Genomic DNA, 18,295 nt, shown 5'->3' on the forward strand with positions numbered 1-18,295 from the left:
AATACCTCCGCCGCGCTTGCTGCTATTTGTAGGGATCTGCTGCATCGCGCAACCCATCTCCCAGAAAGTTGAAGGCCAAAATGACAAGAACCACCGGAATGATCGGGAAAAGCAGCCACGGGTAAAAGGCGATGACACTGACGCTCTTGGCCTCGGTGAGCAAGATGCCCCAACTGGTGATCGGCGGACGGAGGCCGAGGCCCAGGAAGGAAAGCGCCGTTTCGCCAAGGATCATGCCCGGGATCGAAATCGTTGCAGAGGCAATCAGATGCGACATGAAGCCGGGAACAAGGTGCCGCCCGATGACCCGGGGCGTGCTTGCCCCCATGAGCTGGGCAGCTTGCACGTAATCCTCCTCACGCAGTGCCAGAAGCTTGGAACGCACCGCACGTGCAAGCCCGGTCCAATCGATGATACCGAGGATGACGGTGATGCCGAAATAGATGACGATCGGGCTCCACGTCACCGGCATGATGGCCGCAAGGGCCATCCAGAGCGGCAGGCTCGGCAGCGACTGCAGCACCTCGATTACGCGCTGGACGATGAGATCGAAGACGCCGCCCCAATAGCCGGCAAGGCCGCCGATGACGATGCCGAGCACAAAGCTGATCGCGATGCCGAGCAGGCCGATCGTCAACGAAATCCGCGCCCCGTAGAGGATACGGGAAAGTACGTCGCGCCCGAGACGGTCGGTGCCGAACAGGAACATCTGGCCCCCTTCTGCCGGGCAGACAAGATGAAGATTGGACTGAACGAAGCCCCAGAACCTGTAGGAATCGCCACGGCAGAGGAAACGGATCGGCTGAACGTCGTCCGGTTTGTCGGTATAGATCCGACGCAGCGTGTCGAGGTCGAGTTGCATCGCGCGGCCATAGACGAAGGGACCGACGAACTCGCCTTTGTCGAAGAAGTGCACGCGCTGGGGCGGGGAATGGATGTAATCGACATTGCGCGTGTGCAGGCCGTAAGGCGCCAGAAACTCGACGACCAGGATCATCAGATAAATGGCAAGCAGGAAGATGCCGGAAGCCAGCGCCAGACGGTGCTGTTTGAACTTCCACCACATCAGTTGCTTCTGGGAAGCAAGGTGAATGCGCGAATTCGCAGCCGTCATCGTTTCCGTGGCGATCGGATCGAACGGTGCGGTCGAGACGTAGTGCTGCAAGGGAGCGCCGGGCGGCGGCAAGGGCGACATTATTTGGTGCTCCTGCCTTGCAGACGGATGCGCGGGTCGAGGAAGCCGAGCGCAATATCGGAAACCAGCACGCCAATGACATTCAGGAAGGCAAGGAACATCAGGAAAGAACCGGCAAGATACATGTCCTGGCTCTGCAGCGCCTTGATCAGCATCGGGCCAGTCGTTTCGAGCGACAGCACGATGGCGACGATCTCGGCGCCGGAAATGATCGACGGCAGGATCGAGCCGATGTCGGCGACGAAGAAGTTGAGCGCCATGCGCAGCGGATATTTGATCAGCGCACGGGTTGGATGAAGGCCTTTGGCGCGCGCAGTCGTTACATATTGCTTCTGCATCTCATCCAGCAGATTGGCGCGAAGGCGGCGGATCATGCCGGCCGTACCTGCCGTGCCGACGATAATGACGGGGATCCAGAGATGGGACAGGATCGACCGCGCCTTCTCCCAGCTCATAGGTTCGGAGAGGTATTTCTGATCCATCAGATGGCCGATCGAGATGCCGAACCAGATATTGGCGAAATACATTAAGATCAGCGCCAGCATGAAGTTCGGAATGGCGATGCCGAGCAGACCGAGGAACGTCAGTCCGTAGTCGCTCCAGCTATATTGATGGGTGGCGGAATAGATGCCGATCGGAAAAGCGATCAGCCAGGTGAGCAGGATCGTCGTGAAAGAAACGAGGATCGTCAGCCATAGGCGGTCGCCGACCACTGCCGAAACCGGCAGCTGGTATTCGAACGAATAGCCGAAATCGCCGTGCAGCATGCCGCCGACCCAGTAGACGTAGCGGATGATTGCCGGCTTATCAAAGCCGTATTGCTGGCGCAGCTCCTCGATTTCCTGCAGGTTCGCACTCTCGCCCTGCGCCCGCAGTTCGGCGATCTGGCTTTCGAAGAAATCGCCCGGCGGCAGTTCGATGATCGTAAAGACGAGCGCCGAAATCACGATCAGCGTCGGCACCATCGCGGCAATCCGCCATAGGATATATTTCAGCACCTCACGCCTCCTTCAGCCAGAAAGCATCCGGCATGTAGATGCCGAGATAGGAGGTTGGATCGAAGCCGTAGAGCGCCCGCTCCGGCACATTCTGCATCTTGGCAGAACGCAGGATCGGCTGCAGCGCGCCGTTGATGAGTCCGATCGAGAAAACCTGCTGTGTATAGATCGACAGCATCTTATGCCAGATCGCTTCGCGCTCGCGGAAGTCGGCAGTGGCACCCCACTGCTTGAGGAGGTCGACGAGCTCGACTGCCTCAGGCAGGTCGGGCGCACTGCCCTCCTGACCGACAGAGAGATAGTACATGCCCCAGATCGGCCATTGCAGCTGGTCGTCCACGGTTGGCGCGAGCTGGTTAGGCGCCATATCGGCGGTCGGAACGCCGTTCTCGATGCCGAACCATGTCGACATCATGATCGCGCCGCTCATGGCGCGGCTCTGGAAGACGTCGCGCTGCGAAGTTCGCGTGTAGAGCGCGAGCCCGATATTCTTCCAATGATCGTGCACGAGTTCGAGGACGTCGGTATCGAGCGTGCTCTCGCCGGCAGTTTCGACGATGATTTCCGCTCGCCGTCCGTCCGGCAGTAGGCGGAAGCCTTCGCCGTCACGCCTTGCAAGACCGAGTTCGTCAAGCAGGCGGTTGGCTTCATTTGGATCGAACTGGATGAAGGCGTCGGCATATTCCTGCTTGTAGAGCGGGCTGTCCTGCAGGACGGTGTCGGCGCTCGGCATGCCGAGGCCATAGAAGGCCACCATGTTGATTTCGTGCCGGTCGATCGAAAGCGACAGCGCCCGGCGGAAGCGAACGTCGCGGAAAAGCTTCCGCCAGGTTTCGTCGGCGCAATTGAGGTTCGGGAGCAGCGCGATCCGCGATCCGCGCGCCTGCTTCCAGAGATTAACCTTTACCGGGAAACGCTTCTCGGCCTCCTTCAGGAAGGTATAGTCGTTGAAGTCGATACCGGTCGCCTGCAAGTCGGATTCACCCGCACCCGCTTTGGCCGCGATGATCGATGACGAGCTGACGTTCACGATAAAGCGGTCAATATAGGGCAGTTGCATGCCGTTTTCGTCGACACGATGGAAGAACGGGTTGCGGATGAAAATGAATTGGTCGGCTGGCGGCGCTGTCGTGTTGCGCCACGGATCGAGCGTCGGCAGTTCCGGATTTTCCGGACGCGAGGCGCGCGACATCTTGATGTGCAGGTCGACCCATTTCTTCGCGCGGTTCTCGCGCATGAGTGCGGAAAGCCGGAAGTCATCCTGGTATTTCTTGTGGAACTGCTTGACGTAATGCGCGGGACCGAAGATGACGAGCGGCAACGGGCCGGCGAGCGCCGGCAGGAAATTCGGGTTGGGCTTGTCCCAACTGTAGCGGACGGTGAATTCGTCCAGCACCTCGAAACGCGGAAGCGTGCCGTGAGGTCGCAGTTCGAGCGCGCCGCCGCCGGGCGTCAGGGCTTTGTCGAGGATGACGTCTTCCCACCAGTAGCGGAAATCGTCGGACGTGAAGGGATGGCCGTCGGACCATTTGTGGCCTTCGCGCAGGTGGAAGGTGAAGACGGCATCATTTTCCGAAGTATAGCCGCCGAGGATATCCGGCTGGAACCGCAGGTGCTTGTCGTAACCGACAAGGCGCGAATAGCCGTAAACGGTCATGTAGCGGATGTCACGGGCGCTGCCGATAATGGTACGCACCGAACCGCCGTAGACGCCAGGCGTCAGGCCGGCCTCCTTCATGTTGACGATGCGCGGATGCTTCGGGAGCCGCTCGACCATCGGCGGAATACGGCCTGCCCTCAAAAGGTCGCGCAGGAATTCCGGCTCGATATCACGGTCGCCCACAGCATATGCGATCGAGGGTCCGAAGGCTGAGCCGATCAGGCCGCCGAGAAAGGTTCGGCGGCTTACCATGCACGTAGTTCCTTTGCATCGGCACCCTTGCGGGCGCGCACTAGGTGGCCGTTGCCGAGATCGGCATAGGCGAGCTCTGACGCGTCGTCATGTTCAGCGGTAAAGGTTATGCCCCAGTTCTGCTTGTCGGCGGCGCCGTTCTTGCGTAACGCCTCGAAATCGAGCGGCCGGTCGAGATCGGGGAAGGGCACGGCGGCAAGCAGCGACTTCGTGTAGGGATGCACCGGGTCCCGCAAGATGATCTCGCGCGGGGCGATTTCGACGATGCGGCCCTTGCACATCACCGCGATACGATCGGCCATATAGTCGACAACCGCGAGATTGTGCGAAATGAAGAGGTAGGTCAGGCCGAGCTCTTTCTGCAGATCCTTCAGCAGATTGAGGATTTGCGCCTGCACGGAAACATCGAGTGCGGAGACCGGTTCGTCGAGGATGATGAGCTTAGGACCGAGAGCAAGGGCGCGGGCGATGCCGATGCGCTGGCGCTGGCCGCCGGAGAAGCTGTGCGGGTAGCGGCTCAGGTAGCGCCGGTCGAGGCCGATCGCGCCCATCAGCGCTTCGACCTTCCGCTTGCGTTCGGCGCCGTCTCCGCGATCATGGATTTCCAGCGGCTCGCTCAGGATGTTGCGCACTGTCATGCGCGGCGACAGCGAGGAGACCGGATCCTGGAACACCATCTGGATCTTGGTGCGCAGCGCCTGCAGGTCGTCGCCCTTGACGGAAAGAACGTCGATCACGTCCTTGCCGTCGTTGAAGATCACCGAGCCACCGTCGGGCGTGACTGCGCGCATCAGGATCTTGCTGACAGTGGTCTTGCCGCAGCCGGATTCGCCGACGAGCCCCAGACATTCGCCCCGCTGGATATCAAAGCTGACGTCGTCGACGGCCCGCACGACCGCGGCTTCATCCCTGCCAAAAAGGCTGCGCTTGCGTGTCGTAAAGGCCTTGGAGAGGTTGTTGACCGAAAGCAAAAGCTTCGGGGCGTCCGTCTCCGCCATCTGCTTTTTGCCAAGGAACGATTCCAGATTGACCGGCACATCGCGCAGGGCCTTCAGCCGCTCGCCCGGCTTCATGTCGAAATGCGGCACGGCAGCCATCAGGCCCTTAAGGTATGGATGCTGCGGATTGCGGAATATCGCATTTACGGGCCCAGCTTCCATGATTTCACCGTGATAGATCACGACGACCTCGTCGGCCATGTTGGCCACGACACCGAGATCGTGGGTAATGAGCAGCATGGCCATGCCGAGTTTGTGCTGCAACTCGCGCAGCAACTCGAGAATTTGTGCCTGGATGGTTACGTCTAGCGCCGTGGTCGGCTCGTCGGCGATCAGCAGCGCCGGCCTGCAGATCAGGGCCATCGCGATCATCGCGCGCTGGCGCATGCCGCCTGAAAGCTCGAACGGATACATGTCGTAGGTGCGTTTCGGATTGGCAAAGCCGACAAGGCCGAGCATCTCTTCGGTTCTTTCGCGCGCTCGCTTCTTATCGGCGTCCGTGTGGATCAGCAGCACTTCGCTGATCTGGTTGCCGATCGTGTGGAGCGGCGAGAGCGAAGTCATCGGTTCCTGGAAGATCGTTGCCATGCGCTGGCCGCGCAGATCCCGCATTTCCTCGCTGTCGCGGCCGAATTGCAGGATATCGGTAGTCTCGCCATTGAGTGGATCGGTGAAAAGAATGCGGCCGCTTGCCTTTGCGGCGTTCGGCAGGATGCCCATGATCGACTGGCTGATGACCGATTTGCCGGAGCCGGATTCACCGACCAGTGCGGTCACTTTTCCCGGAAGAACGCGCAGTTCGGCATTTTTTACAACGCGCAGCTTATCCCCGAACACCGAGAATGAAACGTCAAGGTTCTCGATACGCAATAAGTCGAACGCGGACGCCATACCAACGATATTCCCCAGTCACTTTTGTGTTCCCGTTAAGGCACACTATCGTACCGCAATCGGGGTGTCCAGTTGATGACAGGGTATGGGAGACCCGCGCGTTTCGCCTGATTTTACAAAAGCAAAACAGACATTTCAGCCGCGGCCTACTGAACGAATCTCTCGACCGTTGGCCGCTTCGCCTGCTTCTTGGCGTCGCGGTGGAGCAGAATGACCTGTTCGGCTTCGGAAAGGCCGTTCGGGGCGACTTCGCGGAAACCGCCTTCAATGGCGAGTGCCGGTGCGGGAGCGCGCGGCTGAAGGATCGTCACCTTCTGGCGGATGCCGCGCAGCTTCTCTTCGCCGAGCGTCGTCCATTCGCCGCCGCAGTAGCCGGCAAACGCCTGGCTGGCAACGACCTCGCGATTATACTTCTTGGTCACGGCCTGCAGGCGCTGGACCTCGTTGACGGCCGAACCGAAGGCCGAAAACGTCAGGCGGTCCTTGAGTCCGACATTGCCAAGCATCACGTTGCCGATATGCAGTCCGATGCCATAGCTGATCGCGCCAAGACCTTTTTCGGCGCGTTCGTTATTGAGTTCGGCAACGCGGGCCTGCGCCTGATAAACGGCGGAAAGGGCCGCCTGCGAGGCAATCTTCGACGGATCCTTGTGACGGCCGCAGGGATAGACAGCGAGGAAGCCGTCACCCAGAAAGCTCAGGATCTCGCCGCCGTTGCGGTTGAACGGTGCTGCTATCGCGTCGAAGAATTCGTTCAGCGTGTCGATATAGGCCTGCCGGCCTTCCTTTTCGGCATACATCGTCGACTGGCGCATATCGCCCATCACAAGGGCGGCTCGGATCGTTTCTCCGTCGCCACGGCGGATCTGGCCGTTCAGCACGCGCTTGCCTGCATCGCCGCCGAGATAGGTCGTCAGCATGTTGTTTGCGAGCTTGCCGAGCACGGCCATCTTGGCGGCAACGGCCAGATGATTCTGCATGCGCAGCAGCGCATCGATCATGTCGTCGGAAAAACCAAAATGATTGTCCGTCGACCACGAACCCATCATGCCCTGGACAGAACCGTCGCCGAAGGGCTGCACGAAAGCAAGATAGTCGGTGATCTTCTCGGCGCGAAGATCCTCGAAGATCGGGAATTCCGCCGGGCCATCGAGCGGGATGCGGCGGCGGATATGCTGGAGATTGTTGTCCAGCAGATAATAATAGGGGCTTTGGAGAAAACGGTCGGGCTTTGCGCCTACCGAATGGCGATAGCCCTCGATCGTGACGCCGCTCGCCCGCCGCCAGGTAAAACCCAAAGCGTCATAGAGCGGATGAAGCATCGAAAACGTCAGGTGCACGCGCGCGATCGGCAGGCCGGCGGCAGCAATCCGCTCGCAGAAACCGCGAACGATGTTCTCGAGATCATCACCTGCAAGCGAAGAATGTGTCAGCCATTCGGCGACGCGGTCCAGAAGGATGGAGGACACGCTGGATTCGATCGTGCTCATTCTCGGTATTATCCTCATAAAGCACGTCCGTTCCTGAAAAACGATAGAAAACAGGCCCGCGGCACCGTCATGCGCAGGGCGGAAATTCAAGATGGACGAGCGGTATTATCGTGTCAACGATCTGCCGAAGACCCGGCAGACGCACCTGTCAGACCCATAGAAATCGGGAGGACGAGCAGTCCTTTCTGTCATTCACTTATTCGATTTAAATAGGCGTGCCGGAAATGCGAAACAATGGCATCCGGGCAATTTTCTCCCGTTGCGCGATCATCGCGAACGATGGCCGGGTCTTTTCGGTCACACTGGAGAATCCATGCCCGGCAGATGCGGCGCCGATGAGGCATGGCGATCGCGTCTGCCTCACATCGTCGTTAGGAGACTACGGGTTTCAATCCCGGCGATCTTGCATTATCTCACAGCCTAACTTCCTCTTTTGAAGAGACCTGCCTTGGCCAGCCCATCCTCCTTCGCCGCCCTTTCCGCAAAGATTAAAAACCGCTCGGCCCGTGCGGGCATCATCGGACTTGGCTATGTCGGCCTGCCGCTGGCGATTGCGATTGCAAGGAGCGGCTTTGCCGTTGTCGGTTTCGATATCGATCCGAAGAAGATCGTGGCGCTCGACGCCCGCAAATCCTATATCGACGCGGTGGCCGACGAGGCGTTGAACGCCGAGGCGGAGGCAGGCCGCTTTTCAGCGACGGCGGACTTTGCGGGCCTCCAGGCTTGCGACATCGTCATCATCTGCGTGCCGACGCCACTCACGAAGCATCGCGATCCGGATCTTTCCTATGTCGAGGCGACGTCACGCTCGATCGCAGAGCATCTTCGTGCTGGCCAACTCGTGGTGCTGGAATCGACGACCTATCCTGGTACGACGGACGATATCGTGAAGGTGATCCTTGAAAAGACGGGACTGAGATCCGGCGTGGATTTCTTCATCGGCTTCTCACCAGAGCGCGAGGACCCCGGCAACCAGCACTATCATACCGCAACCATTCCGAAGGTTGTCGCCGGCGATGGGCCGGAAGCCCTGGAACTGATGAAAGCCTTCTATGGTGCGGCGGTAACAACCGTCGTTCCGGTGTCCTCTAACGCGACGGCCGAAGCGGTAAAGCTTACGGAGAACATCTTTCGTTCGGTCAATATCGCGCTCGTCAACGAGCTGAAGACCGTCTATGCGGCGATGGGTATTGACGTCTGGGAAGTGATCGACGCGGCCAAGACCAAGCCGTTCGGCTATATGCCGTTCTATCCGGGGCCGGGGCTCGGCGGCCACTGCATTCCGATCGATCCGTTTTATCTGACGTGGAAATCCCGCGAATACGAACTGCCGACGCGCTTCATCGAACTTGCAGGCGAGATCAATTCGGCAATGCCGCGCTATGTCGTCGGCAAGCTTGCAGAAGCACTCGATATCCGCGCCGGCAAAGCGCTCAGCCGCAGCAAGGTTTTGGTCCTTGGTCTTGCCTACAAGAAGAATGTCGCGGACATCCGCGAGAGCCCGTCGCTGCGCCTGATCGAAATCATCGAGGAGCGCGGCGGCAGGGCGGATTATCATGATCCTTTCGTTGCCGAAATTCCGTCGACCCGCGAATATCAGGAGCTGAAGGGCCGGAAGTCCGTGACGCTGACGCAGGAAGCCTTGGCGGGTTACGACGCGGTTCTGGTTGCAACCGATCACGATCAGGTCGATTACGCCGCGCTTGTCAAAAATGCACCGCTGATCGTCGACACGCGCAACGTCTTTACGCGGCTCGGCCTTTCGGCAGAGCACGTCATCAAGGCGTGACGTTTATCGCAGACAGCGTCTTGCCGGTGATTTTGCTGGCGGCGACGGCATAGCCGCCGCTTGCGCCGTCGATGAAGTGCATGTGATCGCGCGAAAGCGGTGTCGGCACGAAACAGGTCATCAGCGCCGATTCTTGCCGATGCAGTCCATAACGGGCGATCTCCTTGGCCCGCGCTTCATCGAGCAGCTTTTCGATCCGCTTCAGCCGTGCGGCATCCACATCGATCGTCATCTTCAGGCCGTCGTCGAATTTGCGGAAATCCGAGTTTCCGGCAACATCCTCCTTGTAGCGCCGGGCGTCGAATTTGCCGAGCGGCATACCGATTTTGTAGAGCGCGGCCAAGAGGGCGAGCTGCAGCATGATGAAGAGCTTCGTAAGAAAACGCTTTCCCTTTGGCGCGGCCACCTTTACTTCGCGATCAATGCCTTTCATCGAGAAGGAGAGCTTCGGACCTTCCGGAGGTATCGGATGGCCGCCACGACCCTGCTCGGCGGCAATCGCGACGATTGTCGTGACCAATTGCTGAAACTCCGCTCCTACTCCCATTGCGCCAGGCACGGCAATGATGGAGACGATTTCTCCATAGTTCGATGAGATCGGGTTCCAGCGGCAGGAGAGCCCTGCGAGATTCGGCCGGCTACCTGGTGCTGCGCGTGCAACGGCGTAATTGCCGTCCTTCATCTGCCGTTCGGCCCAGCTGTTGCCGCCCCCCGAAAACATCGCGTAGGTAACGTAGGGGCTCGCGGAATAGCGGGCGATCATCACGTCGAGACCCTCGCGGCGGATATCGGCAAGCGGCACGACGGCGGCGCGCAGCGTGAAACCGAGATCCTCCTCGACCCAGATCTGCACGGCCGCGAGCGCATCGCGCGCAATCTGTTCGAGGGATCCCGGCAAAGCTATGAGCGCCCCATCGCCGCCGAAGACGAAGGGATAGTCGCCCTTGCCGACGGCATTCAGCACGGCGGAGATAACGGAGGCGCCGGCCATGTTGACGTCCTTGTAGCGGCCGCCTTCGATCGCCTGCGTCGATCCGACGATATCGGCAAGCGCCAAAATCCAGCCGTCCGGCAGTGGCCGGTAGTTTCCAGCATCGGTCACACCCTCGAAATCGGTGAAGACCGGCACTGTCGCGAAGAATTTCTGATCCGAAACGGCATTCATAATCCGACCTTATCACAGACCCGTATCGCTGCGGCAACGGCATTTTGATTTACGGTGATCGACTTTGCGCGGTTTCATGTGATAGCACCGGATTGAAAAAAAAGAATGACGGACAAGGACATAGATGAGCCGCCTCGACAGCTTCATCCGCCGTTTGACGGCTCAGCGCGATATCCTCAATTCCATCGGCGCTCTGGTCCAGGATACGGACGGTCCGGTTCTGGAATTCGGCCTCGGAAACGGCCGGACCTATGATCATTTGCGTGAACTTCTCCCGAACCGCCGCATCATTGCCTTCGATCGCGAGGTGCACTCCTATTCCGCCTCGACACCGCCCCCGGAGGACATGGTGACGGGCGATATCCGCAAGAGCGGCCGGGCCTTCGTAGGCATCGGTGCGGCACTCGCCCATGCCGACATCGGGACCGGCCACGACGAGATCGACGCGGTAACGCTGACCTGGCTGCCGCAGCTGGTGGCCGGCGTTCTTAAAAGGGGCGGTATCGCCGTCAGCGGCCTGCCGCTCGATTGGCCAGAGCTGGAGCCGCTGCCGCTGCCTGACGGCATCAAGGATGGACGGTATTTTCTCTACCGGCGCAAATAGTCAGGGCAGAAAGAGCACGTCATATTGGTCGATGCCGCCCGGCAGGTCGCGGACCTTCATGTCCTGCTCGCCCACCTCGAAGAAGACGATGCAATCCTCGTAGAAGGTGGAAAGCGCTGCTACGAAATCGCCGGTCTGTCCTGGCCCGTAGAAGATCGGCGTGAATTCCATGTAGAGCGGCACGCGCCGCGACATCAGCGGTGCCATGGAACGGCAGGCGACAGGTTCATAGCCTTCGATGTCCATCCAGACGAGGCCGATGTCGCTCTCATTGAAACCTGCGTGACCGATGATATCGCCCACCGGCTTTACCGGAACGCTCACCTTGATATCCGACGAACTTTGGCGAATGGCGCTGCTCTTTCCGTGGTTGTTTGCGTTGAGAAAGAAATCGATCTCTCCCGAAGTCTCCCCTGCGGCGCAGTTGACGAGCGTGACCTTCTCCTCCAGCCCGTTCTTGCGAATGTTGGTTTCCAGCAGCCGAAAATTGCGGGGGTCAGGCTCCACGCTGACGATGTGCGAATAGGCGTTGCTCAGCGCGAAATAGACGGTCTGCGTCCCGATATTGCCGCCGAGTTCAAGCAGGACGCCCTCCTTTCGCAACAGGCCGCGTTCACGCAGCGACGCCAGCAGCCGGTCGACGTTCTCGCGTTCGAAATGCCCCTTCCGGAAGACCTTGCGGCCGATATAGTCGGACGGCGAAAAGGTCATCAGATGATCGCCGCCATCAACGGTCATGGAAACTACGCGCGGACCGATATTCTCGATGAGCAGTCGGCGGCCGAAGCGCGTGTCAAAGAAGCGGCCCGCCAGGGTGTTTCGCACCTTGCGCAGCCGCTTTCGCCAGTATTTTTTTGAACGCCACGTGTTAACGGCCATCAGGCTTTCCCGTTGAGCGGCCTAGCCGCTTGTTCTTTGTCGATCACATAGACTTTCAAAGGCAGAGCACGGCCGCGCACGCTGATGTTGCGGCTTTCGATGCCGCGCATGTCCGCGCCCGAAAGATCGGCCACCGGCTCGGAAATAACAAGCGCCGCACCGAACTCCTTGGCGGCGCTCTCAAGGCGGCTTGCGACGTTCACCGTGTCGCCGACGGCGGTCAGATTTCGCACCCTGCCATACCCCATTGTTCCGACGACGGCCGGCCCGAAATGGATTCCGATCGCGATCTGCAGGGGGATCGTCAGTTCATCGGCGAGTTCGGCACCCAGTTTTTCGATTTCGGAGGCGATCGTTTCGGCTGCCTTGAGCGCCTGTCGGCAAGCGTCCTCGGGCGAAGTGCCGATGCCGAACAGAGCCATGGCGCCGTCGCCGATGAACTTGTCTATCCGTCCGCCTGCCTGTTCCACTGCCTTGCCGACAAGCGCAAAGTAACGATTGAGCAGGAAAACGATGTCGAAGGGCAGCCGGGTTTCCGTCAGGCTCGTGAAGTTGCGGATGTCGCAGAAAAGAACCGCGATGTCCCGCTCCCGGCCGGGGTTTGTTTCCTGCGTATTGGCGGGCAGGGAGGTTTCCGTTGCTGGGATCAGGAGCGGTACGACGGTAATGTCGTGGTCCGGGCGGAGCTGACAGGCGAGACGCACGTCCAGGCCCGCATTGATGCGGTCGAGCGTCTTCTGCTCCAGTTGGTCAGGCTGCGGCAGACGCTCGTAATCGCCGAGAATCTGAACGCGGCAGGTGGAGCACTGCCCTTTGCCGCCGCAGACCGAGTAATGCGGCAGTCCACCGAGACGGCTTGCCTCAAGCACCGTGAAACCGCGCGGCACCTTGATCGTTTCGCCTCCCGGATAATGCACGGCAATCTGGTCGGTACACTCCTTCCATTTGCGGCGGGTGCGCGCAGCGATGACGGACAAAAGCGTCAGCGAAAAGGAGCCGTAGAGCCCGGCGCGGATCATCGCGATCTGCCGCTGGGCGTCCGGATCGGAAAAATAACGGGTGTTCAGGTTCTCCTGATAGCGCCCGGTGTCGACAAGACCTTCGTAATCCGGTTCGGCGATCGTACGGCCCATTTCGATAAAGCCGAGCAGCGAAAGCACCGGCAGCAGGATGGCAAGCGCCAAAAGCAGCGGCGCAAGACCGTCATACCAAGGCCGGTAGCGCAGCCAGAAATGCAGGCCGATGCAGCCGTGGATCCAGACGACGACGAGCGCGACTGCCTGCCGGATGCCGTTGCCGAAAGAGAGGATCCATAGCTGGCGAACGACCGTTTCGTAGCTGTCGGCATATCTGTAAAGTTCGTGAACGATACGCGTTCCGACCACATGATCGATCAGAAGCAGCGGGATCGCGAGGCCGAGCACGATCTGCGCCATTTCGCCGTTCGGCATGACCAGGCTGCGGCGCATGTATAACGAGCGAAACACCAGCGCGATGTGAACGAAGATCGCGCTGTAGAAGATCAACGTGCCGAGCGGATTTCGCCAAAGGGCGACAAACAGCCGGCGGCCATCATCGGCAGCGGCGACGGAAATGAGGCCGAGTGCATGGTTCGACAGGTGAAGAACCACGAAAGCGAACATGACAAGGCCCGAGCCGAGCCGCGCGCGCCGGATGTTGCGTTCCGAGAAGATCCCTGTGTGCACGACGGTTGCCATTCATTCCCGTTCTTGAAGTTCGAATGCTTTTGCCGGGAGCCGGTTAACTTTAGATCGACTTGACCTAAATCTGAATCCGCCGCCCGACCGAAAGGCTGGAATGTGATCCGGCGAAAATCACTTCACAGCTGTCAGCATCATGCTCTAGTGATGTTTGGATAAAAGCGGAATGCCGTCTTCTCCAGCCGCGATCACATTCCATATGTTTATCAGTAACTTTTAAGGAAGCGGACAATAGCGGAAATTTTCGCGATAGGCCGGATGGCTGGTTGGAAACAGTGCGTTCTCAAAGGAGCGTTCTGATGCGGATTGCATTTTACGCGCCGCTAAAGTCTCCTAACCACCCGACACCCTCCGGCGACCGCCTGATGGCACGGCTGCTTGTCAGCGCGCTGCAACTCGCCGGCCATTCCGTCGAGATCGCCTCCGAGTTCCGCAATTTTGCACCGACCCCCGAGGCGGCAGCGGCGCTTGAGGACGAGCGGCAGGCAGAACTTCTTCGGCTGAGGAGCGCGTGGCACAACGAGCCAAAACCGCATCTCTGGTTCTGTTATCATCCGTATTACAAATCTCCGGATCCCTTCGGACCGATACTCGCGGCGGAATTCGGCATTCCTTATGTCACTGCCGAGACATCCTATTCCCGCAAACGTGACGCCACCGGCTGGGCACCGTCGCAGGCGCTGGTTGCCGCAGCAATCCGGCAGGCGGCCATTAACATCGCGCTCACGGAACGTGACGGGGCAGGAGTCGGGCAGGCTGTTCCCGAGGCTCGACTTGCCTTAATCAAGCCGTTCATCGACACGGCGTCTGTCAGGAATATCGATCTGCGGCCGGATTCGAAACGGCTTGTAACGGTCGCCATGATGCGCGCCGGCGACAAGATGGCCAGCTACACGATGCTGGCTGCGGCGTTGCGGATGATCGAAGAAAAGACCTGGACGCTGGGCATCATTGGCGATGGACCGATGCGGACGGAAGTCGAGGCGCTGTTTTCGGATTTCCCACCCGGCCGTATCGATTGGCTGGGAGAGCGCAGTGCTGGCGACGTCGCCTGTCTGCTCTGCACATCAGGCCTTTATGTCTGGCCTGGCTGTGGCGAAGCCTACGGACTTGCCTATCTGGAAGCTCAGGCGGCCGGCTTGCCGGCGGTGGCGCAGCGAACCGCGGGCGTGCCCGCGGTGATCCAAGATGGCGTGACCGGCATATTAACGGCGGATGGCAATGTCGGCGCCTTTGCGGCCGCGATCGACCGGCTGCTGCACGATCCGGCGCGACGCCAGGAGATGGGGGAAGCGGCGCGGCGTTTCGTGCTGGAAGAGCGATCGTTGGAGATCGCCGCCAGGGAACTGGACGGGATACTGAAAATATACGCAGGAGTTGAACCATGAGCGGCAATTCGGTCTGGAGACCCCTCCATGAAGAACTTGCGCGCTGGCAGGAGGCTGGAAAAGTGGCCCGCTTCTGGTGGCGCGATGACGATGCGATCGAGCCGACAGCGGCGCTGGACAGATTGCTCGGCCTTGCAAACGCGCATGAGACGCCGTTGACCGTTGCTGTCGTCCCGGCAAAGACCGGTCCGGCGCTTTCCGAGCGGCTTTCGGCTGCGAGCGGCGTCAGCGTTGCCGTGCATGGTTGGTCGCATGAGAACCATGCGCCGCCGCAAGAGAAAAAGCAGGAGCTTGGCGGGCACCGCCTGGCGGAGGCCGTGCTTGGCGAACTTTATAGCGGCTTCCTGACACTGCAGCGACTGCATCCGGCGCGGTTCATTCCCATGCTGGTGCCGCCGTGGAACCGCATCGACGGGAGCCTTGTTTCAAAGCTCCCGGCGCTCGGTTTCGAATGCATTTCGGCTTTCGGCCGGGCGGCCGAGGAAGCCCCGATCCCGCTCCTCAACACCCATATCGACGTCATGGGACGAGGAGCGGACCGAAAGGGGCCGCGGGTCGGAAAGCCGCATGACGAACTTGTAAGCGAACTGGTGACGGAACTGCAGGACCGTTTCGAAGGCCGCCACGAACCGGTCGGCTTGCTGACCCATCATCTCGCACATGACGCGACTGCGTGGAAATTTACCGAGGGGTTCTTTGCAGAAACCGGCGATCACCCGGCGATCGCATGGAAGCCGGCGACTGCCCTTGTGAAAGATCAGATGTCGACAACCTGATTATCACGCGCGGCGAACGCGCCGGGAAACGCCGCCTGGGCATCCTTTTCCATTTTGCCGAGCTGCTCGTCTGTGCGCGACGGCGCATGGTGGAAGAGCGCGAAGCGCTTCGTCCCGGCCATTTTGGCAAGTTCCGTGCCGTGCTGCCAGGTCGAGTGGCCGAAACCCTTGAAACGCTGCATCTCGTCTTCGTTGTAGGTGCAGTCGTAGATCGCCAGATCCGCACCTTTCATCATTTCCAGCGCTACGGGGTCGTGTGTTCCCGGAATGTGTTCGACGTCGAAAACGAGGGCGATTGCGCGGCCCTCCCACTCGATCCGATAGCCGATTGCGCCACCGGGATGATTGAGCATGTAGGTCTTTATGCGGACGCCGCTATGCGGGGAAAGCGTGTCGCCGGCACGAAAGTCGCGGAAGTTCATCGTTGCCTGACAGATATCCGTCTTCACCGGGAACCATGGCGGGCTGATGAACTGATCGACCATCTCCTTGGTGCTCATCTTGCCGTTCAGATGGCCGGACCAGATGTTGACGTTTATCGAGGGATAGTAGATCGCCTTGAAGAAGGGCAGACCGATGATGTGGTCGTAATGACAGTGGCTAAAGAACAGATCGACGTGCGTGACGCCTTCATTAAGCATGGCAAACCCCGCCTCGCGCAGGCCGGAGCCTGCATCGAAGATCATCAGGTGGTCGCCGCAGCGGACTTCGATGCAGGAAGTGTTGCCGCCGTAGCGGTCGAATTCGGGGCCCGATACCGGGATGCTGCCGCGAACGCCCCAAAATTTTACCTGAAACTGATCGTTACTCATGGTTCTTCAAAATCGGGCTCCCGCGTGGCGCTATCGTAATCATAGTTTAACCCTGATGCGAAGTGCGGAATTCCGCGGGGTTGCCTCTTTCCTGCCTATTGTCCCAATCGCTAGCAGCAGAAGGAGTAGATTTTCCTAAGGCAGCAGTATTTGGATCCGAATGCAGCCGGACATGGTTTGCTTTCCGTAAAAGGAAATGCCGGAGTCTGTAAGGCGGCGGACAGTTCCTGCCATATTAGGTGGCCCTTCCAGGACGAAAATACAATTCTCTGCTTTCCGGCGTCCCTATCTAAAGGCTGGCGGTGATGCCGCCATCGACCATCAGCATGTGGCCGTTGACGAAGGAGGAAGCGTCCGAGGCGAGAAAGACGGCTGCGCCGACCAGTTCTTCCACATTGCCCCATCGGCCTGCAGGTGTCCGGTTCTCCAGCCAAGCCGAGAAATTCGGATCGTCCACCAGCGCCTGGTTGAGTGGCGTCTTGAAATAGCCGGGTGCGATCGCGTTCGCCTGCAGGCCGTATTTTGCCCAATCTGTCGCCATGCCGCGGGTGAGATTTCTGACCGCACCCTTGGTCGCCGTATAAGGGGCAATGCCCGGGCGGGCGAGTTCGGCCTGGACGGAGGCGATGTTGATGATCTTGCCCTTTCCGCGAGCAATCATTGCCTGCGCCGCCGGCTGGCTGACGTAAAAGATGCTTGAGACGTTGGTCTTCAGCAGTTCATCCCACTTTTCGATCGGGAAAGATTCCAGCGGCGTTCGAAACTGCATTCCGGCATTATTGATGAGGATGTCGACCGGGCCGATCTCGCTTTCGATATAGGCGATGCCATCGCGCGCCGCGGCAGCGTCGGTCACGTCGAAGGCCGCGCTCAGCGCATGGAATCCTCTTGCCCTGATCGTCTCCGCTGCGGCGGCTGCTTTCCGGGCATTGCGGCCGTTGATGACGAGGGAAGCGCCGTGTTCTGCAAGGCCGAGCGCCAGCGCATAGCCGATGCCCTGGCTGGAGCCGGTAACAAGCGCGCGGCGGCCGGTAAGGTCGAACAAGGGAAAAGACAAACCCGACTCCTCATTGTTAGGGCTGATTGAAGAAGAGTTCCCGTGTCAATGCAAGCGGTGGCTTTGACGCAGGCCGCTGCGGTCTGTTATGTCCGGCCCTAGAGTGGAGGATCATCATGCGCATCCGCAACGAGACCGAAGCCGATATCCCGGCGATCCGCGCTCTGGTTAGCACGGCATTCGCCGGCAAGGCTTACAGCAGCCAGACGGAAACGGCAATTGTCGACGCCCTGCGCAGCAACGGAGCGCTTTCCGTGACGTTGGTTGCCGAAGACGAAAGCGGCATCATCGGCCATATCGCGTTCTCACCCGTGATGATCGACGGCGAAGATCTCGGTTGGTACGGCCTGGGTCCGATCGCCGTCGCGCCCGAAAGACAGCGCGAGGGCATCGGCAGCGCTCTGGTGCGCGAAGGGCTCGCAGCCATCCGAAAACGCGATGCCAATGGATGCCTCCTGCTTGGCGATCCGAATTATTACGGCCGGTTCGGCTTCAGGGCGGATGCGCGCCTCAGGCTTGCAGGCGTTCCGCCCGAATATTTCCAGGCATTGTGTTTCAGCGGCGAAATGCCGGCAGGCATGGTCACCTATGACGCGGCTTTCGAGGTGACGAACGACTAG

General features: G+C 59.8%; 15 protein-coding genes. 5 read left to right on the forward strand and 10 right to left on the reverse strand.

The window, feature by feature from the left end:
• Nucleotides 1-22: 22 nt before the first annotated feature.
• The 5 genes from ACZ9BX_RS27600 to ACZ9BX_RS27620 form a co-directional block, all read right to left on the reverse strand.
• On the reverse strand, nt 23-1,195 hold the full coding sequence (locus ACZ9BX_RS27600; protein ID WP_165928237.1) for an ABC transporter permease: 1,173 nt from the start codon (nt 1,193-1,195) through the stop codon (nt 23-25).
• Nucleotides 1,195-2,193 (reverse strand): ABC transporter permease, encoded by a 999-nt coding sequence (locus tag ACZ9BX_RS27605; protein WP_132564697.1) that lies wholly within the window; start codon nt 2,191-2,193, stop codon nt 1,195-1,197. The genes ACZ9BX_RS27600 and ACZ9BX_RS27605 overlap by 1 nt, the downstream gene beginning before the upstream one ends.
• A 1-nt stretch (nt 2,194) precedes the next feature.
• The gene (locus ACZ9BX_RS27610; protein ID WP_476221353.1) at nt 2,195-4,105 is read right to left on the reverse strand and encodes an ABC transporter substrate-binding protein; all 1,911 of its coding nucleotides are present in this window, start codon (nt 4,103-4,105) and stop codon (nt 2,195-2,197) included.
• Nucleotides 4,099-5,994 carry an ABC transporter ATP-binding protein gene (locus tag ACZ9BX_RS27615; protein WP_476221355.1) on the reverse strand — a complete coding sequence of 632 codons (1,896 nt, stop codon included), beginning with the start codon at nt 5,992-5,994 and terminating at the stop codon, nt 4,099-4,101. The genes ACZ9BX_RS27610 and ACZ9BX_RS27615 overlap by 7 nt, the downstream gene beginning before the upstream one ends.
• A gap of 146 nt (nt 5,995-6,140) precedes the next feature.
• Nucleotides 6,141-7,484 (reverse strand): adenylate/guanylate cyclase domain-containing protein, encoded by a 1,344-nt coding sequence (locus tag ACZ9BX_RS27620; RefSeq protein WP_476221356.1) that lies wholly within the window; start codon nt 7,482-7,484, stop codon nt 6,141-6,143.
• 448 nt (nt 7,485-7,932) lie between these two features.
• Here ACZ9BX_RS27620 and ACZ9BX_RS27625 point away from each other — a divergent pair, with 448 nt between their 5' ends.
• On the forward strand, nt 7,933-9,273 hold the full coding sequence (locus ACZ9BX_RS27625) for a nucleotide sugar dehydrogenase (protein ID WP_476221358.1): 1,341 nt from the start codon (nt 7,933-7,935) through the stop codon (nt 9,271-9,273).
• On the opposite strand, the gene ACZ9BX_RS27630 is transcribed toward ACZ9BX_RS27625, so the two are convergent.
• Nucleotides 9,263-10,438 (reverse strand): DUF3095 domain-containing protein, encoded by a 1,176-nt coding sequence (locus tag ACZ9BX_RS27630; protein WP_476221359.1) that lies wholly within the window; start codon nt 10,436-10,438, stop codon nt 9,263-9,265. The genes ACZ9BX_RS27625 and ACZ9BX_RS27630 overlap by 11 nt on opposite strands.
• A 124-nt stretch (nt 10,439-10,562) precedes the next feature.
• Between ACZ9BX_RS27630 and ACZ9BX_RS27635 the strand changes: the two genes are divergently transcribed.
• Nucleotides 10,563-11,042 carry a class I SAM-dependent methyltransferase gene (locus tag ACZ9BX_RS27635; protein WP_132564710.1) on the forward strand — a complete coding sequence of 160 codons (480 nt, stop codon included), beginning with the start codon at nt 10,563-10,565 and terminating at the stop codon, nt 11,040-11,042.
• Here ACZ9BX_RS27635 and ACZ9BX_RS27640 read toward each other — a convergent pair whose 3' ends face one another.
• Both ACZ9BX_RS27640 and ACZ9BX_RS27645 read right to left on the reverse strand, forming a co-directional pair.
• A complete protein-coding gene (locus tag ACZ9BX_RS27640; RefSeq protein WP_476221360.1) occupies nt 11,043-11,921 on the reverse strand; it encodes an FkbM family methyltransferase in 879 nt (292 codons plus the stop codon).
• Nucleotides 11,921-13,639 carry an adenylate/guanylate cyclase domain-containing protein gene (locus ACZ9BX_RS27645; protein WP_476221361.1) on the reverse strand — a complete coding sequence of 573 codons (1,719 nt, stop codon included), beginning with the start codon at nt 13,637-13,639 and terminating at the stop codon, nt 11,921-11,923. Before ACZ9BX_RS27645 ends, ACZ9BX_RS27640 begins: the two co-directional genes overlap by 1 nt.
• Before the next feature lie 302 nt (nt 13,640-13,941).
• On the opposite strand from ACZ9BX_RS27645, the gene ACZ9BX_RS27650 reads away from it, so the two are divergent.
• Nucleotides 13,942-15,030: a glycosyltransferase family 4 protein gene (locus ACZ9BX_RS27650; protein ID WP_476221362.1), complete on the forward strand. Its 1,089-nt coding sequence runs from the start codon at nt 13,942-13,944 to the stop codon at nt 15,028-15,030.
• The gene (locus tag ACZ9BX_RS27655; RefSeq protein ID WP_476221363.1) at nt 15,027-15,806 is read left to right on the forward strand and encodes a polysaccharide deacetylase family protein; all 780 of its coding nucleotides are present in this window, start codon (nt 15,027-15,029) and stop codon (nt 15,804-15,806) included. The genes ACZ9BX_RS27650 and ACZ9BX_RS27655 overlap by 4 nt, the downstream gene beginning before the upstream one ends.
• Here ACZ9BX_RS27655 and ACZ9BX_RS27660 read toward each other — a convergent pair.
• Both ACZ9BX_RS27660 and ACZ9BX_RS27665 read right to left on the reverse strand, forming a co-directional pair.
• A complete protein-coding gene (locus ACZ9BX_RS27660; RefSeq protein WP_476221364.1) occupies nt 15,788-16,618 on the reverse strand; it encodes an MBL fold metallo-hydrolase in 831 nt (276 codons plus the stop codon). The genes ACZ9BX_RS27655 and ACZ9BX_RS27660 overlap by 19 nt on opposite strands.
• Nucleotides 16,619-16,907: 289 nt before the next feature.
• Entirely contained in the window at nt 16,908-17,675 is a 768-nt protein-coding gene (locus tag ACZ9BX_RS27665; protein WP_476221366.1) for an SDR family oxidoreductase, read from the reverse strand.
• Nucleotides 17,676-17,791: 116 nt separating this feature from the next.
• Between ACZ9BX_RS27665 and ACZ9BX_RS27670 the strand changes: the two genes are divergently transcribed.
• Complete coding sequence (locus tag ACZ9BX_RS27670; RefSeq protein WP_476221367.1) at nt 17,792-18,295, forward strand: GNAT family N-acetyltransferase; 504 nt, start codon at nt 17,792-17,794, stop codon at nt 18,293-18,295.

It is taken from the genome of Rhizobium sp. USDA 3886, from assembly GCF_056279785.1.

Coding starts and splice junctions, on each gene's coding strand:
- ACZ9BX_RS27600 (WP_165928237.1), bottom strand. CDS start 1,195: ATGTCGCCCTTGCCGCCGCCCGGCGCTCCCTTGCAGCACTACGTCTCG.
- ACZ9BX_RS27610 (WP_476221353.1), bottom strand. CDS start 4,105: ATGGTAAGCCGCCGAACCTTTCTCGGCGGCCTGATCGGCTCAGCCTTC.
- ACZ9BX_RS27615 (WP_476221355.1), bottom strand. CDS start 5,994: ATGGCGTCCGCGTTCGACTTATTGCGTATCGAGAACCTTGACGTTTCA.
- ACZ9BX_RS27620 (WP_476221356.1), bottom strand. CDS start 7,484: ATGAGCACGATCGAATCCAGCGTGTCCTCCATCCTTCTGGACCGCGTC.
- ACZ9BX_RS27630 (WP_476221359.1), bottom strand. CDS start 10,438: ATGAATGCCGTTTCGGATCAGAAATTCTTCGCGACAGTGCCGGTCTTC.
- ACZ9BX_RS27635 (WP_132564710.1), top strand. CDS start 10,563: ATGAGCCGCCTCGACAGCTTCATCCGCCGTTTGACGGCTCAGCGCGAT.
- ACZ9BX_RS27640 (WP_476221360.1), bottom strand. CDS start 11,921: ATGGCCGTTAACACGTGGCGTTCAAAAAAATACTGGCGAAAGCGGCTG.
- ACZ9BX_RS27645 (WP_476221361.1), bottom strand. CDS start 13,639: ATGGCAACCGTCGTGCACACAGGGATCTTCTCGGAACGCAACATCCGG.
- ACZ9BX_RS27650 (WP_476221362.1), top strand. CDS start 13,942: ATGCGGATTGCATTTTACGCGCCGCTAAAGTCTCCTAACCACCCGACA.
- ACZ9BX_RS27655 (WP_476221363.1), top strand. CDS start 15,027: ATGAGCGGCAATTCGGTCTGGAGACCCCTCCATGAAGAACTTGCGCGC.
- ACZ9BX_RS27660 (WP_476221364.1), bottom strand. CDS start 16,618: ATGAGTAACGATCAGTTTCAGGTAAAATTTTGGGGCGTTCGCGGCAGC.
- ACZ9BX_RS27670 (WP_476221367.1), top strand. CDS start 17,792: ATGCGCATCCGCAACGAGACCGAAGCCGATATCCCGGCGATCCGCGCT.